This is a genomic window from Arhodomonas sp. SL1 (genome assembly GCF_052060015.1).
Taxonomy (GTDB): domain Bacteria; phylum Pseudomonadota; class Gammaproteobacteria; order Nitrococcales; family Nitrococcaceae; genus Arhodomonas.
This window is the reverse complement of the sequence record NZ_JBPODZ010000011.1, coordinates 58,897-77,976: the sequence shown is the minus strand read 5'-3', so window position 1 is coordinate 77,976 and position 19,080 is coordinate 58,897. Positions and strand designations below refer to the sequence as shown.

24 protein-coding genes, 1 tRNA gene and 1 pseudogene are annotated in these 19,080 nt (G+C 67.8%); 15 read left to right on the top strand and 11 right to left on the bottom strand.

From position 1 onward, the window contains the following. Positions 1-333, bottom strand: a pseudogene (locus ACQ754_RS14025) (IS1634 family transposase); the annotation flags it as partial. Positions 334-549: 216 nt separating this feature from the next. Here ACQ754_RS14025 and ACQ754_RS14020 point away from each other — a divergent pair. The 6 genes from ACQ754_RS14020 to ACQ754_RS13995 all read left to right on the top strand — a co-directional run bounded on the left by ACQ754_RS14020 (position 550) and on the right by ACQ754_RS13995 (position 4,274). Further along, positions 550-1,404, top strand: coding sequence for a hypothetical protein (locus ACQ754_RS14020; protein ID WP_440997659.1), 855 nt, complete (start codon positions 550-552; stop codon positions 1,402-1,404). Next, positions 1,401-2,672, top strand: a complete 1,272-nt coding sequence (locus ACQ754_RS14015) for a replicative DNA helicase (protein ID WP_440997658.1) — start codon at positions 1,401-1,403, stop codon at positions 2,670-2,672. Before ACQ754_RS14020 ends, ACQ754_RS14015 begins: the two co-directional genes overlap by 4 nt. A gap of 2 nt (positions 2,673-2,674) precedes the next feature. After that, positions 2,675-2,917, top strand: a complete 243-nt coding sequence (locus ACQ754_RS14010; RefSeq protein WP_440997657.1) for a hypothetical protein — start codon at positions 2,675-2,677, stop codon at positions 2,915-2,917. After that, positions 2,914-3,195, top strand: a complete 282-nt coding sequence (locus ACQ754_RS14005; RefSeq protein ID WP_440997656.1) for a hypothetical protein — start codon at positions 2,914-2,916, stop codon at positions 3,193-3,195. Before ACQ754_RS14010 ends, ACQ754_RS14005 begins: the two co-directional genes overlap by 4 nt. After that, positions 3,192-3,635 (top strand): hypothetical protein, encoded by a 444-nt coding sequence (locus ACQ754_RS14000; protein ID WP_440997655.1) that lies wholly within the window; start codon positions 3,192-3,194, stop codon positions 3,633-3,635. Before ACQ754_RS14005 ends, ACQ754_RS14000 begins: the two co-directional genes overlap by 4 nt. 63 nt (positions 3,636-3,698) lie before the next feature. Continuing rightward, positions 3,699-4,274, top strand: a complete 576-nt coding sequence (locus tag ACQ754_RS13995; protein ID WP_440997654.1) for a terminase small subunit — start codon at positions 3,699-3,701, stop codon at positions 4,272-4,274. A gap of 22 nt (positions 4,275-4,296) precedes the next feature. Here the strand turns inward: ACQ754_RS13995 and ACQ754_RS13990 are convergent, their stop codons facing one another. From ACQ754_RS13990 to ACQ754_RS13970, 5 genes are all read right to left on the bottom strand, one after another. Next, positions 4,297-7,203, bottom strand: coding sequence for an SAP domain-containing protein (locus tag ACQ754_RS13990; RefSeq protein ID WP_440997653.1), 2,907 nt, complete (start codon positions 7,201-7,203; stop codon positions 4,297-4,299). Beyond that, positions 7,203-9,002 carry a hypothetical protein gene (locus ACQ754_RS13985; RefSeq protein ID WP_440997652.1) on the bottom strand — a complete coding sequence of 600 codons (1,800 nt, stop codon included), beginning with the start codon at positions 9,000-9,002 and terminating at the stop codon, positions 7,203-7,205. The genes ACQ754_RS13990 and ACQ754_RS13985 overlap by 1 nt, the downstream gene beginning before the upstream one ends. A 78-nt stretch (positions 9,003-9,080) precedes the next feature. Continuing rightward, positions 9,081-9,833, bottom strand: coding sequence for a hypothetical protein (locus ACQ754_RS13980; protein ID WP_440997651.1), 753 nt, complete (start codon positions 9,831-9,833; stop codon positions 9,081-9,083). Next, complete coding sequence (locus tag ACQ754_RS13975; RefSeq protein WP_440997650.1) at positions 9,830-10,273, bottom strand: hypothetical protein; 444 nt, start codon at positions 10,271-10,273, stop codon at positions 9,830-9,832. Before ACQ754_RS13975 ends, ACQ754_RS13980 begins: the two co-directional genes overlap by 4 nt. A 105-nt stretch (positions 10,274-10,378) precedes the next feature. Beyond that, complete coding sequence (locus ACQ754_RS13970; RefSeq protein WP_440997660.1) at positions 10,379-10,576, bottom strand: HGGxSTG domain-containing protein; 198 nt, start codon at positions 10,574-10,576, stop codon at positions 10,379-10,381. A gap of 200 nt (positions 10,577-10,776) precedes the next feature. Between ACQ754_RS13970 and ACQ754_RS13965 the strand changes: the two genes are divergently transcribed. The 6 genes from ACQ754_RS13965 to ACQ754_RS13940 all read left to right on the top strand — a co-directional run bounded on the left by ACQ754_RS13965 (position 10,777) and on the right by ACQ754_RS13940 (position 13,115). Then, positions 10,777-11,016 (top strand): RepB family protein, encoded by a 240-nt coding sequence (locus tag ACQ754_RS13965; protein WP_440997649.1) that lies wholly within the window; start codon positions 10,777-10,779, stop codon positions 11,014-11,016. A gap of 18 nt (positions 11,017-11,034) precedes the next feature. Continuing rightward, positions 11,035-11,550 carry a hypothetical protein gene (locus ACQ754_RS13960; RefSeq protein WP_440997648.1) on the top strand — a complete coding sequence of 172 codons (516 nt, stop codon included), beginning with the start codon at positions 11,035-11,037 and terminating at the stop codon, positions 11,548-11,550. An 83-nt stretch (positions 11,551-11,633) separates the two neighbouring features. Then, the gene (locus ACQ754_RS13955; protein WP_440997647.1) at positions 11,634-12,074 is read left to right on the top strand and encodes a hypothetical protein; all 441 of its coding nucleotides are present in this window, start codon (positions 11,634-11,636) and stop codon (positions 12,072-12,074) included. Positions 12,075-12,201: 127 nt separating this feature from the next. After that, entirely contained in the window at positions 12,202-12,558 is a 357-nt protein-coding gene (locus tag ACQ754_RS13950) for a hypothetical protein (RefSeq protein WP_440997646.1), read from the top strand. A 30-nt stretch (positions 12,559-12,588) separates the two neighbouring features. Continuing rightward, the gene (locus ACQ754_RS13945; protein WP_440997645.1) at positions 12,589-12,864 is read left to right on the top strand and encodes a hypothetical protein; all 276 of its coding nucleotides are present in this window, start codon (positions 12,589-12,591) and stop codon (positions 12,862-12,864) included. 5 nt (positions 12,865-12,869) lie between these two features. Beyond that, on the top strand, positions 12,870-13,115 hold the full coding sequence (locus ACQ754_RS13940; RefSeq protein WP_440997644.1) for a hypothetical protein: 246 nt from the start codon (positions 12,870-12,872) through the stop codon (positions 13,113-13,115). A gap of 237 nt (positions 13,116-13,352) precedes the next feature. Here the strand turns inward: ACQ754_RS13940 and ACQ754_RS13935 are convergent. Beyond that, a tRNA-Ile gene (locus tag ACQ754_RS13935) sits at positions 13,353-13,428 on the bottom strand. A 126-nt stretch (positions 13,429-13,554) separates the two neighbouring features. Here ACQ754_RS13935 and ACQ754_RS13930 point away from each other — a divergent pair. Continuing rightward, on the top strand, positions 13,555-14,277 hold the full coding sequence (locus ACQ754_RS13930) for a glutathione S-transferase (protein WP_440997643.1): 723 nt from the start codon (positions 13,555-13,557) through the stop codon (positions 14,275-14,277). Between the two features lie 62 nt (positions 14,278-14,339). Next, positions 14,340-15,128: an exodeoxyribonuclease III gene (locus ACQ754_RS13925; protein WP_440997642.1), complete on the top strand. Its 789-nt coding sequence runs from the start codon at positions 14,340-14,342 to the stop codon at positions 15,126-15,128. Between the two features lie 6 nt (positions 15,129-15,134). Here ACQ754_RS13925 and ACQ754_RS13920 read toward each other — a convergent pair whose 3' ends face one another. The 4 genes from ACQ754_RS13920 to ACQ754_RS13905 all read right to left on the bottom strand — a co-directional run bounded on the left by ACQ754_RS13920 (position 15,135) and on the right by ACQ754_RS13905 (position 18,379). Beyond that, complete coding sequence (locus ACQ754_RS13920) at positions 15,135-15,431, bottom strand: glutaredoxin family protein (protein WP_440997641.1); 297 nt, start codon at positions 15,429-15,431, stop codon at positions 15,135-15,137. Continuing rightward, on the bottom strand, positions 15,428-16,423 hold the full coding sequence (gene trxB / locus ACQ754_RS13915) for a thioredoxin-disulfide reductase (RefSeq protein WP_440997640.1): 996 nt from the start codon (positions 16,421-16,423) through the stop codon (positions 15,428-15,430). Before trxB ends, ACQ754_RS13920 begins: the two co-directional genes overlap by 4 nt. 175 nt (positions 16,424-16,598) lie before the next feature. Further along, complete coding sequence (locus ACQ754_RS13910; RefSeq protein ID WP_440997639.1) at positions 16,599-16,985, bottom strand: DUF5362 domain-containing protein; 387 nt, start codon at positions 16,983-16,985, stop codon at positions 16,599-16,601. Positions 16,986-17,002: 17 nt separating this feature from the next. Continuing rightward, positions 17,003-18,379 (bottom strand): AmpG family muropeptide MFS transporter, encoded by a 1,377-nt coding sequence (locus tag ACQ754_RS13905; protein ID WP_440997638.1) that lies wholly within the window; start codon positions 18,377-18,379, stop codon positions 17,003-17,005. A 268-nt stretch (positions 18,380-18,647) separates the two neighbouring features. Here ACQ754_RS13905 and ACQ754_RS13900 point away from each other — a divergent pair, with 268 nt between their 5' ends. Then, positions 18,648-19,049, top strand: coding sequence for a tetratricopeptide repeat protein (locus ACQ754_RS13900; protein ID WP_440997637.1), 402 nt, complete (start codon positions 18,648-18,650; stop codon positions 19,047-19,049). Positions 19,050-19,080: the final 31 nt, after the last annotated feature.

Sequence of the window (19,080 nt, the reverse complement as noted above, 5' to 3'; positions counted from 1 at the left end):
GACCACCGCTTCAAGATCGAACTCGCGGTAGGAGGAGCGAAACAGCCGCCGCAGCTGCGCCTCGAAGCCCAGCTCGCCCCAAAGCTCGGTGAGCAGCCACGTCGGCCCCAGCGAGCGGGCCGGATCGAACCCCACCGCCTCGGGGTGAACTTCGGGCATCCCCGTATGCCGGCGCAAGCCGCGAATCAGGCTGCGGACCTTGTCCTCGGTGAGCTGATCGGCGCGGCCGAGCTGAGCAATCTGGCGCTGACGGGTGCGCCCGTTCTCATCCCGGTAGCCCTCCACCAGCCGCAGGTAGGTCCGTCCCTGGGAGCGAGAGGCGCGTATGAACATGGCATCGCATGGTAGCTACTCAACAGCTCTCAATCAACGCGCCAGTAACGTAGAGTTGGCACAACACGGCTCCCGCCGTCGCCACGCTTAAGTCACTGATCCGACAGAGCCCCAAGGCCGCAAATACCACCTCTCACGGCCTTAACCTGTGGAACCGGGGCGGGCCGTCCACGCCGCCCTGACCGCGCCGGAGATCCCAGCGGGGAGGGGCGACTGATGGGCAGGATACGCACCATCAAGCCTGGATTCTGGACGCACGAGGACCTGAGCGAACTTCCGCCGGAAACCCACATGCTGGCGGCGGCGCTGCTCAACTATGCGGATGATGAGGGCTACTTCAACGCGAATCCGAAGCTCGTAAAGGCCGCGTGTTGCCCGCTCCGTGAAGACTCAGTGAGCGTTCAGGAATCCCTCACTCGGCTCGCAGCCATCGGGTTCATTCGGCTCGGCACCGGCTCCGATGGGAAGCGGTATGGTCACATTCCCACGTTCCAGCGGCACCAGCGCGTAAACCGCCCCCGACCTAGCGAGATCGCCACCCGGGAGATCGCATGGGACGGCGCCCCCGGCGACAGCTGCCCCCCGCTCACTGAGGATTCAGTGAACGATCACGGAACAATCACTGATGACTCAATGGGGGAAGGGAAGGGAATGGAAGGGAAGGGAACTACTTCGGCCCCTTCCGGGGCCGGCGAGGAGGCCAAACGATCCGGACCGAACCGAGCGGCCTACCCCGAGGAGTTCGAGCAGGCTTGGTCGCTGTACCCGAAACGGGACGGCGGGAACCCGAAAGCGAAGGCGTTAAAGGCCTGGAGGGCCCGGCGGAAGGCAGGCATACCGGCCGAGGATCTACAGGCCGGCGTGGGGCGCTACGCTCGCTACGTACGCGCACGCAGCAAGGAGGGGACGCCGTACGTAATGCAGACCGCCACGTTCTTTGGCCCGGATGAGCACTGGCGCGAGTCCTGGTCGGCAGATCCGCCGCCGGATGACCGGAAGCGCCAACACCCCACGGGCGGATGGGGTGACCACACGCTCGTGGACTTCTCGGCACGGGAGGGCCAGGGATGAGGCAAGACGAGCAAGCGATCCTCGCGGCGCTGCTGTTCGATCCGTCGGCCATCCTGGAGCTGGACTTGTCCGCCGAGGAGTTCAGCACCGGGGAAGGCCATCGGGCGTTCTCCGCGATGCAGGCCCTCGCCGCCCGCGGTGCCGCGGTAGACGGGCCGACCCTCGGCAACGAACTCGGTGACTACGCGCTGGTCGCAAGGATCGCGGAGGCGCAGGGCAGCCCCCGTAACGTCGAACACTACGCCGCGAGCATTCGCCAGGCCGCTCGTCTGCGCGCCGTACAGCGGCTATGCCGCGACACAGCCACGGCGGCACAGGCTCACGGTGCCGATCCCGACGCCCTGTCGGATCGACTTCTGTCCGCGCTTTCTGCCAGCCGTGGCGACGCAGGGGACTGGTCGATGGCCGATGTGATGGCGGACACCCTGGGGGCAGTAAGTGAGGCACGGGAGGCCCGCCGCCAGGGCGGCACCGTTGGCGTGAGCACTGGATTCCGCGACATTGACCGGGCGCTGGGCGGGCTCCGGGGTGGGCGCCTGTACGTAGTAGGGGGCCGCCCGAAGATGGGCAAGACGGGTTGGGCGCTGTCGCTCCAAACGAACGCCGCGCGATCCGGCCACCGGGTTGGCTTTGCTTCGTCGGAAATGGCGGCCCCGGAGTGCGGGGCCCGCTGGCTGGCCGCAGCCGCTGGCGTGGATGCGAGCCGGATGCAGACTGGCGAGCTCACCGACAGCGAGGAACAGCGCCTTGCCGCCGCCTCGAGCCGGCTCGCCGAGCTCCCCATCCATATCCTCGACAAGGCCGGCGTGACCCCCGGACGCATCCGCCGGCAGGCGATGAGCTGGCAAAGGCGTCACGGCCTGGACCTGCTGGTGGTGGATTACCTCCAGCGCCTCCAGCCGGACAGCGCGGGCGAGCGCCGCGACCTGACGGTGGGAGCAATGGCCCGCGCGTTCAAGACGCTCGCCCGGGATCTCGACATCCCCGTGGTCCTGCTGGTCCAGCTCTCCCGCGCCGTAGAACAGCGTGAGGACAAACGGCCGCAGCCCGCAGACCTACGCGACTCAGGCGAGATCGAGCAGGAGGCGGACGTAATCGCGTTTCTCTACCGGCACTGGGTCTATTTGCCCGACGCCGATCCTTGTGAGGCCGAGTTCCTGATTCGCGCCAACCGGCACGGTCCCCCGGGCGTTGCTCGTCTTCACTTTGACGCCCGGCATCAGCGGTGGCTCGACCGAGATCTGAAACACTACGAGGAGGTCGCATAGATATGACGGAGGCCCACCAGGAACCGGAAACACTCGCCGCAGCCATCACCGCCGAGATCGCCTTACACCGCCGACCCTGCGCCGTGTACCGCGACAGGTCCGGCACGCCGCGGGTACGGCCGGCTGTTACCACCCGCGGCAAGGAGTCCGCGCTCATCGACGAGGCCGCGGCCCGGGGCGTGTTGCTGGGTGTGTACGCTCCGGGGGTGTCGGTGCAATGGATCGCGGAAGATCTGCAGGCATGAGCAACGCTGTGATCCGCTTGCCGGTGATCTCGCGTCGGTTTTACGGCTGGGTTCTACGCTTCGGCGAGGTGGCACACGCTGCGTTCCTGCTGCCAGACGGGGCCGGTGGCTGGGACGTGCGCATATCGTGCAGCGGCGGCCATCTCCGCGACGAGGATGTACTCGCGCCCGCCGGTGCGTCGCGCTGCCGGCGCTGCGAGATCAACTATCGCGCGCACCTATCCCAGAAACTCCGCGAGAGCGATCAACGTGACGATACGAGAGGTGAAAAGCGATGATGGAGACTGACGAGACCCTGGCGCCGCCAGAGCACTTCACCGCGGAACAGCGGGAGACCTTCGAGGGCTTGAAGCCCAAGCAACAGCGAGCCGTGGTGAAGGCTATAGAGACCATCGAATCAGCCGAGGCGGAGGCTCGGGAAATCCAGGCGCTCGCCGACGCGATGGAGCGGCGGCGTAACGAGGTAGGCCGGCAGGTGAGCGCGTGGGAACAGGAGCTACACCAACGCATCCCGGACACCCGCCAGGCGCTGCTCGAGGGCGAGGCGAGCATCGACGACCTGGTGGACCTGCTGAGCCAGCGCCGTATCCTGCGGGACCTTGAGGCCGAGCTGCCGGAGCTGGACAAGGCCGTGGAGGCGCAACGGCATCGTCAGATGCAACCAGGCAACCGCGTGCGAAGTGCGAACCGCATCCTCGGAGCGAATGGCTTGGCGTGATCCAACGATGCCCCGCTCCGGCGGGGCCGTTTTCAAGTATCTTCAAGCGGAGGAGCTACAGCGATGGCACGGATCACGGACAAACAGGAGGCCTTCGCGCGGGAATACCTTGTGGACCTGAACGCCAGCCAGGCCGCCATCCGCGCCGGGTACAGCCTGAAAACCGCCGGACAGGTGGGGCATCAGCTCCTCGGCAAGCCCGCGGTCGCGGAACGCATCGCGGAGCTGAAGGCGGAGCGGGAACGGCGACTTGAGGTGAACGCGGACACGGTGGTGCGGGAGCTTGCCAGAATCGGCCTGATGGACCCGCGCAAGCTGTTCCACGCGGATGGCACTCCAAGGGCAGTCACGGAACTCGACGATGCCACCGCAGCCGCGATTCACTCCCTGGAGGTGGCGAGAATCGGAAATAGCGAGGTCGAGGTGGGGCAGGTGTTGAAGTACCGCTTATCCGACAAGGTGGCCGCCCTGGACAAGCTCATGAAGCACTTCGGCATGTACGAGCAGGACAACCGACAGCGCGGGGACCCGATGCGCGAGTTCCTGGAAGCCATTGCTCAGGCGCCGGAGTCCACGCCAGCGGGACGGATCAAGGCGAGTGAGGCGGCCCGCGTGGGCGACAGCGGGGGCACGGAGTAGCCTGCCCCCGCCTTTTCCGTCCCTACGGCGCCGCCTCGGCTCCGTCCAGCCGCTCGATGAGCTCCCGCCGGCTACCCTGCGCCGGCAGCCCGCGCCGCTTCGCTTCGGCTTGAAGTTCGCGCCAGGTGCTGCCCTCGGGGTCGCTGTCCTCGCCGCGGGCAGCCTGGGAAGCCTGCCCGACGAGCCATGCATTAATCCGCTGCACCGCCTTCCGCGCATCCTCGGGATGCTCTCGGGCGTTGGTCATCAGCGCCCGGAACAGCTCAGGATCATCCATGCTCGCGGCGATGATTTCCCGGCCCTTGTCCCGCGTAATCCGCCCCAACAGGCGCTGCATACGCTGGCTGAAGTGCTGAGCCATCACCAGTGACGAGCCCATGCCGTCGGCCATGCGCTGGCCGGACTTCGCGCCGATCAGGCGGGCGATGAGCGAGGCAATCTCGCCCGGCATGTCGTCCATCACCGGCTCGCCAGACCGGGGCCGCGTCTCCATACGCTCAAAGGTCGTCGCGATGCGCTCCAGGCGCCGGCGTTCGGCGTCGGTGAATCCGAGCGCGTCCGCCACGTCCTCGTGGTCTTCGAGCAGCCGCCGGAACCGCCGGCCGGAAACGAACCGGGTACCGTCGTCGGCCACGTCGCCAGCCTCCGCGCGGCGCATAAGCGTTTCCACGAAGCTCGATTTCAGGCCCTGGCGTGCCTTGGGGTCCTTGCCGATCTTGCGACGCAGCGCCCGGGCCGCTTTTGCCGGCTCCTTAGAGCGGAGTACGCGGTCCCATTCCTCGCCGGGTGCGCCGTCCAGGTACAGCGCAGCCCGGGACTTGTTGCGGTTGTAGGCCAGGCGCCGGGCGTTGCCGGCCCGCGCTTTGAACCGCTTCGCGGCCCGCGCCATGCGGTCTGCGTCACTGAGCTCAGCCTTGAGCTCGGGGAGCTGGTCCAGCACTTCCCCATGCTTCCGCCGGAACGCCCGGGCCGCCCGTGGGTTCACGGTGCCTTCTTCGGTGGCCTGGGACAGGAACGCTGCCCGTAGGTAATTCGCCACGTCCTGCCGGGCCTCGGGCGCGGCCTCCAGGAACTCACGCGCCTGGGTGCCGGACGCCTGCCCGCCGACGATCTTGCGCAGGGTATCCGCGGGGTCCACGGCCGGCCCGCCCCGGCGCTCGAAGCCGAGTAGGCGGCCGACGGTCCCCTGGCGGAATCGCTGGTTGAGCTTGCGCGAATACGCGAGCGCGGATTCCAGGGCCTTGCCCTGGCCCTCGGCGCTTGCCATGTCATCCAGCAGCGAGTCATACGTCTGCGAGAGGATGCGGACCTTGCTTCGGTTCGGCGCCGGTTTTGCCCGCTCCTCCGCCAGGGCCGAGCCCACCCGCTGCCGCAGGGCGTGGACATCGCCGAAGGTCACGCCCTCGCTGCCGGCCGGCTTACCGTCCGGGCCGAGGATCGGCGATTCCGTTTCGTCGATGGCCTTCGTGAGCCACTGCGGCACGTCCTCGGGATCATCGAACCTGGACCGATTCGCGAGCTCCGCGCGCAGCGTGCGGCGGGTGGTGGAGAGCGTGGCCGGGGCGTCGCGGTCCAGACTGCTCCACAGCTCCGTTTCCGTCCGCCGGGCATCGTCCAGCGCGTTCTCGACGCGGGAGCGAGCGGCCTGGCTGATCTCCCGCGGGGATGCGTCGGGGTCGAGGCGCTGTATTGCCTCGTCAGCCTCATCGGCCGCCTGGGCGGCCCGCCGATCCAGGGTGTCGAGCAGGTGTTCGCGGCGGTTCTCGAGCAGTTCCCGGGCGCGGGCCGGGTCGCCGTCGAGGTCCGTGGCCGCCCGGCGGGTTACCCGGTTGGCCTCGGAGAGTTGGCGCGATAGGCGCTCGTCGAATTCGGGATCCGCCTCCGCGACGCTGCGCTCAATGCTGAGCAGCCGCCTGTCACCGCTCCGGCGCGCCGGCGATAGCGGCGCCTCCGACAGCGTGTCGTCACCGCCCACCCGGGCGGCGGCGGCATCGGGGTCCGCGGCGGCACGCTGCATCCGATCAGCGGCGCGTACCTTGCCGCCGGTCTCGGTGAATGACAACGCGCCCTTCTTTGCCTTCCGCCCCGCCCATTTCGCCAACTGAGCGGTGGGGCCACCGGTAACCGCCGCCGGGGTGAAGCCGCCGGCGAGCTCGCCCAGCGCCTCCGCCAGCTCTGACTCGGGCATGATCCACTCAGCGGTCTCGCCGCCCGCGGTGGCTCCAGCGATGGACGCGCCCTCGGCAGCCGCGGCGGGCCCGGGGCGGGTGGCGACCGTGCGGGCCGCATCGTCCACGAATCCCCCGCCCGCCGCTCCGGTGCGGGCGAGCTGCGCACCGCGGCCGATGAGTCCGGCATACGGAATGGCGCTGCCGCCCATGATCCGCGAGGCGCGGTTGCCCACGGTGTTCGGTTCCTCGTCCCACTCGTAGGCGACCCCGTAGTCCGATGCGAGCTCGCGCAGGTCCTCGCTGTCGCCTGGGATCTCGGGGGCACCGACCGCACCGAGCGCGGTGTTCAGGAGATCGGCGGGCATCCCGATCACGTCGAGCGCCCCGCCGGCGAAGGACTTGGCCCCGGATACGAAATCGCGGCCGGCCTGTTCCAGGATGCCGCCCTCGTCGCTGGAACCGCTGCGCTCGCGTTCTGACGTTTGGCGGCGCCGCTGCAACTCGGTAGCGAAGGGGTCGGGGCCGCTTCCGGGTTCCTCGCGCTGTGCGGTCTGTGTGTCCGCAGGAGCGGCATTCATTCGCGCCGGTGGTGCGGCGGACTCTCCGCCGTCGGTCGGTTCTCTGCCGCCTTCGATGGCTTCCAGGGACCGCCGAGCCTCGGCGATCTCGGTGTTCACTGCCTCGTCGGCCTGGGCTTCTTCGGGTTCCACGCCGCGCCGGCGGCGCAGCTCCTCGGCGAACGGATCTACGGCTGCCATCATTCACCTCCTCGGATCTGCCGATACCGCCGGCTTGCCTCGATGAGCTCTTGGTCGGAGAGCTGTGAGGGGTCCAGCGCATCGAGTTGGTCCACGCTCATCTGCGAGATCGGCACGTCCGCCCCGCCGCGCTGTCCGTTCCTGGCGCCGGCCTGGCTGCCACCCTGCGGGCCGCCGCCCTCCGGGCTACCCATGAGGTCGATCACGCTCTCTAGAACATCGTTCTGATCAGCAAGCGCGGCGCGGCGCTTCGAGGTGATGTTGCCGGCCTCGACACTTTCCTGATTCCGCTGGCGCTTGCGCTCAAGGAAGTCGCGGAGCTCCAGCAGGCGCTCGCGGGCCGCGTCGGGGTCGTTGAAGAACTGGTTCGGATCCGGCAGGAGCTCGGCGACGATCTTCTGCTCATAGACCGGGAAGCGATTGGAGTTCACCAAGGCTTGCTTGGCGGTCTGGTTGAAGTTCCGCAGGGCGCTGCGGGCCCGTTCGGTGTCGGGGAATAGCGCACCGTCCACGAACGGGCCGACCACGCCGCTGATCGCGCTGCGGATGTTCGACAGCGGCCCGGTCCCCTCGGCCACGTCGGCGAAGACGCTCGCATCGTCGCCTTGGCCCCGGGGCTGCTGTGCGGCGCCCGTGGGCTGCCCCTGCCCGCTGGACTCCAGGGCGCTCCGTCCACCGCCTTGTCCGCTCCCCTCGGCTCCGCGCTGGTCTCCCTCCTGTCCGGGCCGGCCGAGGTTGCGCACCTCGCCGGTCGCGCGGTTCGTGGCGATGACATTGCCGAAGTCGTCCATCTCGGTGGTGACGTTGCCGTTCGCCACGTCCGTGGCCCACTCCTCGGGAACGCCACGGTCCACTAGGTTCTGAACCTCCTCTTCCTTCGCGGTGGGCTTGCTGGGTTTCCAGCGCGGAGCGGTCGAAATGCGCCGCACCGGCTCACCGCCAGGGCCGAGGACCCAAGTCTCGATCTGGTCGCCGCTCTTGAACTCCTCGTAGCTGAACTCGCCCTCGTTGCCTGTGAACACCTCCGGGTCCACGCCCTGGGAGATCGCCATCTGCTCGAGCTGGCCGCGGAGCTGGTCGTTGCTCTCGACCATCGCCGCGAGGTTGTCCATGCCGCGGAGCTTCTTGACCACGTCATCGAGCGGGATGTTGCGGACCATGTTGTCCTCTCCGCCCGCACTACGCCCGTCGGTGGCCGGGGCCCCGTAGACCTTGCGGTTGCCCTCGTCATCGACGGCCTCGACGGCGAGGTCGAGCATCACGCCATCCCCACCGGGAGACGGCACCACGCCCTGTACGAACTTCCGCCGGATGGTCCACTCCTTGCCGTCTTCGCCCTGGAAGCTCTCGCCCACGCCCTCGGAGAGCTCCGGCTGCAAGACCAGGTTGGCGGCATTGGCGATCTGCTTGGGGTCGTTGACCTCGCCCTGAATCCCGCCCTTTAGCACGTCGATGGCCTGGCGCTTGCCCGGCGACCACACGTTGCGAAAGGCGCGCATCACCTGCCCGTCGGAGAGCTCGTTCGCCTGCTCAAGCAACTGCGGGTCCGGGGCCTGGCCGTTCTCTAGGGCGTGCGCGATCCCGCCCCACGTCTGCTGGAGCTGCTGTTGATTGCGCTCGCGCTCGACCTGATCCATCGTCGTGTCGAAGCGCCGGCGCTCCATGCGCCGCTTCTCGCGCAGCCACTGCCGGTCCTCCTGGTTGGCCTCGCGCTTTCGCTCGCGGTCGCGCATGTCCTGGTGGAACCGGTAGCCCTGCTGAAAGGCGCCCGCCGCGGACGCCAATGCCCCTTGTGCCATTGCTCGCTGCCTCCTGAACGAAAACGGCCGGCCCCCGAGTAGGGAACCGGCCGCGAATGGGTGGGTACGGGGTCGCGATCAGAAACCCGAACCGCGATACCCCCCGCCCTGGTGGTAATCACGAGCGCCCGGGTCATTGATGACCGAGGGGCTGCGCCGCGTGGCCGGGCTGTTGTAGCCGGGTTCACCGCCGGCGCTCATCATCGCGGACGTGATGTTCCCAGCACCCCATGCCGCCGCGTTGACGTTACTGCGCCGGCGCTCGAAGTCCTGCAACGCGCTGTTGACGGCCTCCTGGTTCGAGCGGGCGGCTATGTTGCTCATTCCCTGGACCGCACTCGCCGACTTGCCACGGCCGAGCTGGATGACCGACTCCAGACCCTCGTAATGGGCATCGCTGACGTTTTGCTGGGCATTCACGCCGGTCATCGCCTGGGTGGCCGCCCGGTCGAGGGCGCTCGACTGCAACGCACTGACGCCGGCGCCCTCCATGCCGGCGCCGCGCTCGATGCTCTGCCCGGTGATCTGGTCCGGCTGGCCCGAGTAGTTCTGCTGGACGGCGGCGTTCGCAACTCCCTCGGCCTGGGCACGCTCCGGCTCGCCCATCCGCACCCGGTCCATGTACTGGTTCTCGAGCGGGGCGAACACATCCTTGTAGCGCTCCCACTGCTGCTTGCCGACCTGGGCGAGCACCTTCTCGTCCTCGGTCTCCTTGACCTCCGCGTCGCCACCGCCCTTGCACGCGGCCACCGGACCCTCGTAGTCATAGCTGACCTCCTCGAGGACTTCCCCGGTGGTCATGTCGATGACCAGCTTCTCGTAGACCTTCATTTCTTGACCTCCTGCTTGTAGACCACCCGCCAGGGGTGAAGGCCGTAGTCCGCCATGAAGTCCGCGGCGTCAGGCCCTGCCGAGATGCGCAATTCCTGGCAATCGTGTTCATCGGCTTCCTGTTGCGCCATCGCCATGGCTTGGCGCGCCCAGAGCTCCATGTCCCGGCCCGCCACAGTGAGGACATGGAGCGCCAGCCCCGCCGGAACTGCCTCGATCCGGGTGACGCACGTGCCGAGGGTGGTGCCGTCGTCGCGGATCACCGCCCAGACCATGACGCGATCATCCTCCAGCAGCTCGCGGATGGTGTCGGGCAGACAGTCGCCCGGGTTCACGTTGGCCACGAACGGCGCCACACGTTCCCACAACGATGGGCGAGCCTCGCCCTCCAGGGGAACGATGGCGAAGCGGGGCGTAGCCTGTTCGGCGGTCGCAGGCATGTTCGGCATCCTCATAACGAAAAAAGCCCGCAGGGCGCACCGTGCGGGCTTCTCGTGACGCTCGCCCATCGTCAGGGCGAACGAATCCATGATGACGACAGTGTATCAAACCCTGTCTGTTCCATGGGGTCTGGGGCCGGGCAGATTCGCAGCCACCCGGCGAAGGCCCTCCGGGGTCCGGGGCCCGGTACTGCGGCCGCCGTGGAGCCGGCACCGACCGCCCGCACCGAGGTCGCGGCGCTGGCAGGGATGGCCTGTTCTCGTGGTGACCCCGCACCGCAGCCCCCGGACCTCCAGCGGCATCGGCGGCGGTGGCCCCGGTTCCGTCCCCGCCTCGCGGCACTGCTGGAGCCACCGAGCCCGGGCCTTCTGCCACTGGACCCACAACCGCCTGCGCTCGTCGTCTTTCATCGCCTCGACTCCTGTATCAGGCCTGCACACATTGTACCCTTGACGTGACTGCGTAACGGAACTACATTTGTTACTGCGTAACGAGGCAAGCAATGGCAATGAGCGACGCTGAACGCCAACGGGCCTACCGACAGCGGCAACTCAAGGAAGGCACCGCCGACCGCATCAACATGGTGGTGAGCGCCCACGCAAAAGCCGCCCTGGCGCGGCTGGCCCGCCACCGGGGCGAGACCCAGCGGGCCACGCTTGAGGCCATCATTTCGGAGGCCGAGGGGAACACGGTGGAGGCCCTGGACGCGCAGGGGCGCCGCCGCTACTTCGACGACGAGTAAGAACGCACAGGGGGAACCATGCAGAACACCGCCAGCATCACCAACGACCACACCGCCACCATTCCGATGGACGCCGAGGAGTACCGCGAGAGCGTCGCCGAGCTCCGGCACCTGCTCGGCGTGGAGACCCTGGAGACCAAAGGGCGCCAAGTATGCCCCGAAGCGGTGGCGGCCTTCTTCGCCCCGGGCGACGCGCACGAGAACGCCGAGGCGGCCCGCGAGATCGCCGTGCGTGCCAAGCTCACCCGGATGGTGGGCGCATCATCATGGGCGGAGGTCGCCCGGATCGCGCCGGAGGTCTTCAAGTCGCTGGACTACATGACCTTCGGCCAGGCGATCACCCTGGCCCTGGAGCACGGCGCGGATCCGCGCACCGACGCCCGCGGCCGGCTTGTCGATGCCATCCCGGAGGCCCGGTTCTGGGGGGACGTGGAGCGCATGGCGCCCGGCGTCGTGCAGGCCTGCCATACCCGGCCCTTCGCCGAGGCCTTGGAAGCGGCCGAGGTGTTCGCGGCGGAGAGTGAGGCAGCCTGATCCACGCGCTACCCCACCAACGCTATCATGGTCGGCAGGGCCCCGCCCCGGGGCCGGCCGTCCAGCGACAGGAGCCGCACCCGATGGCGCAAGATCACGCTCTCGAGGACACCGCCGAGGCGCTTCTGGCCGAGTGGGGCCGCTACCAGCGCCGCGAATCCTCACCGGGCCCCGCCGGTTACCCGCGGGAGAGCACGATCTATAAGGCGATGCGACGGCGCAGTGTCCGCCGGGGGCGCCGCAAGCCCGTCACGGGGGTTCAAATCAACGCGCCGCCGGCATCCCCGCGGTCGAAGCGCGAGGCATTCCGCCGCGACTGGCCGGAGCAGGTTCACGCCGTGGACCGCGTGGTGGCATTGCTGCCGGAGCGGCAACGCAAGGTGGCGGTCGTCCACTACGTCCAGCGCCCGCCGATGCGGGTGGTCGCCGAGATCGTCGGCATCAGCAGGCCCTCTGTCTACGATGACCTCGCCCGCATACGCGGCGAGCTCGCCGCCCGCCTCGATCTCACCGACGCGGCCTGATCGGGACTCCCCTCCTTCTCCGTCCTGAAGCCCCGCACCATGGCGGGGCTTTTTCGCTCCAGGTCGGGCATACCGATCCCTGGGCGTCTATCCTGAGTAACGGGCACACGGACGACGGGGGAACGACATGGACCCGGTAGCCCTGGTTTTGCTGGTGATCCTCGCCATTCCCGTGGCGCTATCCCTGATCGCTACCGCCGTGTACGTGGCGTTTCGACTCGGCGTCTGGACCATCAACGGCGCCCTGTTGATGCTCGCGTTCTTCGGGCAGTGGGGCTACATCGGCGTCGGGTTCTTCGTGATCTTCTTCGTGATCGCCACGCCGGTGATGGCCGGGATCGCCGCGGTGATCGGGTTCTTCGTGACCGCCAGGGATAAGGAACCCGCGCCACGGCTTGAGTTGGGCACAAAGGACTGGCGCATCCTGCGCGGCGAAGGGAACGGAGACCCCGAGACCCGCCAGGAAGTCGGGCACGAGCGGTAGGACGCCACCGCGCCAGACACGGAGGTCACGATGCCGCATCTTACTTCCGCGCAGCGCTTCATCCTGGTGGTCTACGCGCTCGCCGCCGTGGCACTGGTGCTGTGGCCGCCGTTCTACTTCGAAGTAAGCGGCCGACTGATCCACGCCGGCCATGCCTTCCTGCTGGACCCGCCCGCCCTGGGGAGCTCAGAACGGGTCACCGCCATGGTCGCCTATCGGACGCTGGCCGTGTATATCGCCGGACTGACACTCGCCGCCGGGGCCGCTGCTCTCGCGGCGGGCAATAAAGGGCAGGGGGAGAAATGAAGGGAATGTTCCGCGTCCTGGTTCGAGGGCTACAGATCGTTGCGGCCCTTCTCGGCCTGGCACAAGTCGCGTTGATGCTGCCCGCCCTGTCGTGGCTGACAGCGCCGGGTGATGTTCCGCCGGCCTACTGGGCCGCACTCGGCATCAAGGCCGCGGTCGCCGCGATCACGCTTGCCATCGCCTGGGGCCTGGGAAAGCTACACCGGCGGATCGGTGGCGGGTCCGTGGCGAGCGTCCAAGTCCGAAGCTGAACCCAACCGCCCGGCCGGTGGCGTGAGGCGCCACCGCCGCATACCGCCTGACTTCCCGTGTCGGTTCATCGGCGCCTTCCAGGGCGAGGGTGGCGGGTTGAGCCTAGCTATTGCAGGCCGGCGCCTCAAGGCACCGAAGCGGGGTAGCAGTGATCCGTGGTGACCCTGGCGGTGACCCTGAGCGGTGATTTTCTGGATGGGTTCCTTTCTGGGAATGCTATAACCGACTGATTATTATGGTGGGCCCGGCTGGATTCGAACCAGCGACCAAGGGATTATGAGTCCCCTGCTCTAACCACTGAGCTACAGGCCCCGTCGGCGCCGCATTATAGCCGCTCGCGGTGGGCGGGGGACAGGGCGGCAGGTGGTGAAGCTTCCGGCGGCGTGCAATGCTCTGGCATTGTCGGGCGATGCGGGTCACGACGCGGAGAGGCATGCCATGGGCTATCGTTTGTACTACTGGCCTACCATCGAGGGCCGGGGGGAGTTCATCCGTCTGGCGCTGGAGGAAGTGGGGGCCGACTATGAGGACGTAGGTCGCCGCGGCGACGGTGCGGATTTCGAGGCCGTTGCCGAGGTGCTGAGGCGCGAGGGGGCGGCGGAGATCCCTTTTGCGCCGCCGGTGCTGGAGGTCGAGGGCCACCTGATCGCGCAGACGGCGAACATCCTCCTCTTCCTCGGTGATCGTCACGGCCTCGCGCCCTCGGACGAGTTCGGTCGCCTGTGGGCGCATCAGCTGCAGCTGACGATTGCCGACTGGGTGGTGGAGATCCACGACACCCATCACCCGGTGGGGGCGACGCTGTACTACGAGCAGCAGCGGGCGGCGTCCAAGCGCCGGGCGGAGGTGTTCCGCTCGGCGCGATTGCCGAAGTGGCTCGCCTACTTCGAGCGGGTGCTGGCCACCAATCCGGCCGGGGGCGATTTCCTGGTCGGAGATGACCTCACGGCTGCAGACCTCTCGCTGTTTCAGGTCATCGCCGGGCTGCGCTATGCCTTCCCACGGGCGATGGCCCGGCTGGAGCCGGACCACCCACGAGTCATGGCCCTCCAAGATCGGGTGGCGGAGCGCCCGCGCATCGGCGCCTATCTCGCCTCGCCGCGGCGCATCCCCTTCAACGAGGACGGCATCTTCCGGCATTACCCGGAGCTGGACGGCTGAGCGGGTAGCGGTACGGCAGTCTGGTATGATCGCGGACCGCGAGTAGGCTTTAGGGGGCGCCCATGACGGTCCGCATCAGCACCGCCAACCTCAACGGCATCCGCGCGGCGGCGCGCAAGGGCTTCTTCGATTGGTTCGCTGACGACGCCCCGGATTTGCTCTGCGTCCAGGAGACCAAGGCACAGTACGAGCAGCTCGCCGGCGATGCCACGTATTTCCCGGACGGTTGGCACGCCTACTTCAAGGATGCGGAGAAGAAGGGCTATAGCGGTGTCGCCCTGTACAGCCGGATCGAGCCGGACGAGGTGATCCGCGAGGTGGGTTTCCCGGAGATCGACCGGGAGGGGCGCTGGATCGAGGCGCACTTCGGCGATCTCGCCATCGTCTCCTTCTACATGCCCTCGGGTACCTCCGGAGACCACCGCCAGGACTTCAAGTACGCCTTCATGGAGCCCTTCCTCGAGTATCTCGCGAAGCTTCGTAACGGGCGCCGTAGCTACATCATCTGCGGCGACTGGAATATCGCCCACACCAGGCTGGACCTCCGTAACTGGCGTTCCAACCAGAAGAACTCTGGCTTTCTCCCGGAGGAACGCGCCTGGCTCGACCGCCTGTTCGACGAGGTGGGGCTGGTGGATGCCTTTCGGGTGGTGGAGCCCGATGCGGAGCAGTATACCTGGTGGTCTTATCGCGGCCAGGCCTGGGCCAACAACACGGGCTGGCGCATCGACTACCAGGTGATCACCCCGGACCTGGCGAATCGGGTGCAGGCCGCGGCGGTCTACGAGGGGGCGCGATTCTCCGACCACGCCCCGCTGACGCTGACCTACGACCTGACGCTGGAGTCCTGACCCGGCTCAGGCTCGGTGCTGCTCCGCCTCGCCAAAGCGACGGATGAGGTAGGCGACGATGTCCGCGGACTCGTAGAGCCAGGTGTCGTCGCCGTCCTCGTTGTGGATGCGCAGGCACGGCACCATCGCCTGGCCGCCGCCGTCGATGAGCTCCTGGCGGTATTCCGGGTGACGGCGGATGTCGCGCATCTCCACCGATACCCCCAGGCGTTCGAGCACCGCACGGACCCGCAGGCAGAATCCGCAGAGCTCGTGATGGTAGAGGGCAAGGTCTTCGGCGTGGATGGTGTTCTCCGCGCTCATGCCGGTGCCTCCGACTTGCTGGCCGTGGTGTCCGCCTTGAGCTCCAGGGCGTCCAGGTACTTCTCCGCATCCAGCGCGGCCATGCAGCCGGTGCCGGCGGAGGTCACCGCCTGGCGATAGACATGGTCCATGACATCGCCGGCGGCGAACACGCCGGGGACGCTGGTGGCCATGGCGTTGCCCTCGAGGCCGCTGTTGACCCGGATATAGCCGCCAGCCATGTCCAGCTGACCCTGGAAGAGCTCGGTGTTGGGCTTGTGGCCAATGGCGATGAACACCCCGGTCACCGCTAGCTCGCTGGTGGAGCCGTCCTCGGTGCTCTTCAAGCGCACGCCGGTCACGCCGGACTGATCGCCGAGCACCTCGTCGAGGGTGGCGTTCCAGCGGATTTCGATGTTGCCCTCCCGCGCCTTCTTGAAGACCTGGTCCTGGAGGATCTTCTCGCCGCGGAAGCGGTCTCGGCGGTGGACGATGGTGACCTTGCGTGCGATGTTGGAGAGATACAGCGCCTCCTCCATGGCGGTGTTACCGCCGCCGATCACCGCCACGTCCTGGTTCTTGTAGAAGAACCCGTCGCAGGTGGCGCAGGCGGACACGCCCTTGCCCATGAAGCGCTCCTCGGATTCCAGGCCGAGGTACTTGGCGGTGGCGCCGGTGGCGATGATCACCGCGTCGGCGGTGTAGGCGCCCGTGTCGCCGGTCAGCCGGAAGGGACGCTCGCGGAAATCGACCTCGTTGATGTGGTCGAAGACGATCTCCGTGCCGAAGCGCTCGGCATGGGCCTGCATGCGCTCCATCAGCTGCGGGCCCTGCAGGCCCTCGACATCGCCGGGCCAGTTGTCCACATCGGTGGTGGTGGTCAGCTGCCCGCCCATCTCCATGCCGGTGACCAGCACCGGCTCCAGATTCGCCCGGGCGGCATACACCGCCGCGGTGTAACCGGCGGGACCGGAGCCCAGGATCAGCAGCTTGCAGTGTTTCGCGTCGCTCATGGTCACGCGCCTCTACCTAAGGATTCGAAGGGGGATACCCGACCCTGTAGGACGATAAGGGACTGGGCCCCGTCACGGAAATTTATGCTCCGCATCGTCGGCATAGCCGGGCTCAATGCCGGTGTACACGGCACCATGGCGCGGAGATCGGGCCCGTCCGAGCGGATTTCAATCCCTACCAACCACCGTGCGGTCCCCCGCCCGGACCCATTCCGGGGCCGAACATCATCCCGCCGATCCCGAACACCATCCCGACGAGCCAGATCACCAGGATGATGAGCGTCAGCACTCCGCTTATGGTGAAGAACGTACGCAGCCGCTGCTGGCCGCGGATCATCGCCGTCTCGTCGCCCTGGTCCCTCGCCTGGGAGATGGCCCCGGAGGCCTGGAAAAGGAGTACCCCCATCCAGATGGGCAACCAGGCGATCAGCAGGCCGACGATGGTCAGGGCGGTAAGCACACCGTTGACGATGAGCAGCACGCCCACGAGCTTGAGCCAGAAGTTGCCCTCGGCGAGCGGGGTGGCGAGGCGGCGGATGAGGGTCCCGGATTCGTTTTCCATGGTCGCTGTTTCCTTGCTCATTCTTCGGCGGTGGCCGCCGCCGTGGCGGCGGGTCGGGGGTCGCGGTACATCAGCCACAGGATCAACACCACCGCGGGCATGCCCAGGGCGGCGGTGACCAGGAAGAACGTTGCGTAGCCCTGGGCATCCACCAGGATGCCACCGAAGCCGCTGAGGAACTTCCCGGGAAGGGTCATCAGCGAGCTGAACAGCGCATACTGGGTGGCCGTGTAGCGCTCGGTGGTCAGGCTCGACAGCCAGGCGATGAAGGCGGAGCCGGCCAGGCCGCTGGCCAGATTCTCAGCGCTGATCACCGAGGTGAGGGCCCACACCCCGCCGCCGGTGCTCGCTAGCCAGGCGAACAGCAGATTGGTGGCCGCGGCGAGCACGGCACCGGCGAGCAGCGCCCGGAGCAGGCCGTACCGGCTTACGGCGAAGCCTCCGGCGAAGGCGCCGATCATCGTCATCACGGTGCCGTAGATGCCGCTCACGGTGCCGATCTGCGCCTTGCTGTAGCCCAGGTCGATGTACAGCGGGTTGGCCATGCTGGCCATGGCCAGGTCGGTGATGCGAAAGGCCCCCACGAGCGCCAGGATGCCGATGGCCGCCGGACCGAAGCGGCGCAGGAAGTCGCCGATGGGGGCGAGTACCGCGCCGGCGAAGCCGGTGGCCAGGTGGGCGAGCACCGGCGGCAAGCGGCGATGGCGGTGGCCGAAATCGGCCACTGCCACCTCCTCGCGGCTGGGCGCGAAGGCCGCCGTCCGTCGCTCCGGCTCGGCGCTCGCCGCCACCGCCAGCATGCCGACGCCGGTGAGCGCGGCCATGATCAGATAGGTGGCGGGCCAGCCGACGCCCGAGGCCAGGTACAGCGCCCCGGCGTAGGAGACCAGGATGGCCACCCGATAGCCGAGCTGGTAGGTGGCCGCCATCGCGCCCTGCTGGTGCACGGGGGCGGACTCGATGCGGAAGGCGTCTATGGCGATGTCCTGGGTGGCGGAGGAGAAGGCCACCAGCAGCGCCAGCAGCGCCACCGCCGTCAGCGCCTCGGAAGGTTGCAACAGGCTCATCCCGGCAAGGCCCGCGGCGATGCCGATCTGTCCCGCGAGCATCCAGCCGCGGCGTTGGCCGAGTCGCCGTGTCAGCAGCGGCAGGCCCAGGCGGTCGACGATGGGCGCCCACAGGATCTTGATGGAATACGTGATCCCCACCCAGCTGAAGAAGCCGATGGCGGTTCGGGTCACTTCGGCCTCGCGCAACCATGCGCTCAGGGTCGCGAACACCAGCATGAACGGCAGCCCGGCGGAGAAGCCGAGGAACAGCATGATGATTACCGGGCGGTCGGTGTAGAGGCGGATTGCCTCTCGCCACGGGCTGGTGTTCCGGTCTGCAGCCATCGGGTCTCCTGGTCCGTCGCTGCGGGGCATGTTCGGTGATACGCCGTATTCCGGCAAGGCGGCCTGTCACATCCGGTCACCTTCCGGCTATCCTGTTGACCGGCGGTGTCATCGTTGCGCCGCCGCCGGATCCTTCCCCAGGGAACGGAGTTCCTGTATGTCACTGAATTTCCAATATTTTGACTCGCTGCGAGGGCGGTCCTAATGGTGGCATCAAAAGTGCATGGGGAAACTACCAGAAGGAATTGGATAATAGGGTCGAACAATGATGGCTGCAGATCGAGACAAGGCCTGGAACGATTATCTGGCCGGTCGTCGCCTGGAGATGGGTGACTCCACGGGGGTGGACTTGAGCGAGGCGGCCCGGCTCTACCGCCGGGCTGCACTGCGTGGGCTCTCCGAGGCCCAGCATGCCCTGGCCTTCCTCTATGCCACGGGTCAGGGCGTGGAGCGCGACGATGGGCTCGCGGCGGGCTGGTTCCAGGCGGCGGCGGACCAGGGCTGTGTCGCCGCTCAGCACAACCTCGGAGTGATGTTTGCTGAGGGCCGCGGGGTGGCTCGCGACGAGCAGATGGCGGTCCGCTGGTTCTACCGTGCCGCACTCAATGGCAACAACGAGAGCCGGCTCTGGCTCCGCGGTCAGCTCGACCACTGCGAGGGTGCCGAATAGCGACACTGTTCCCCTGTGAGGGGCGCGGGGC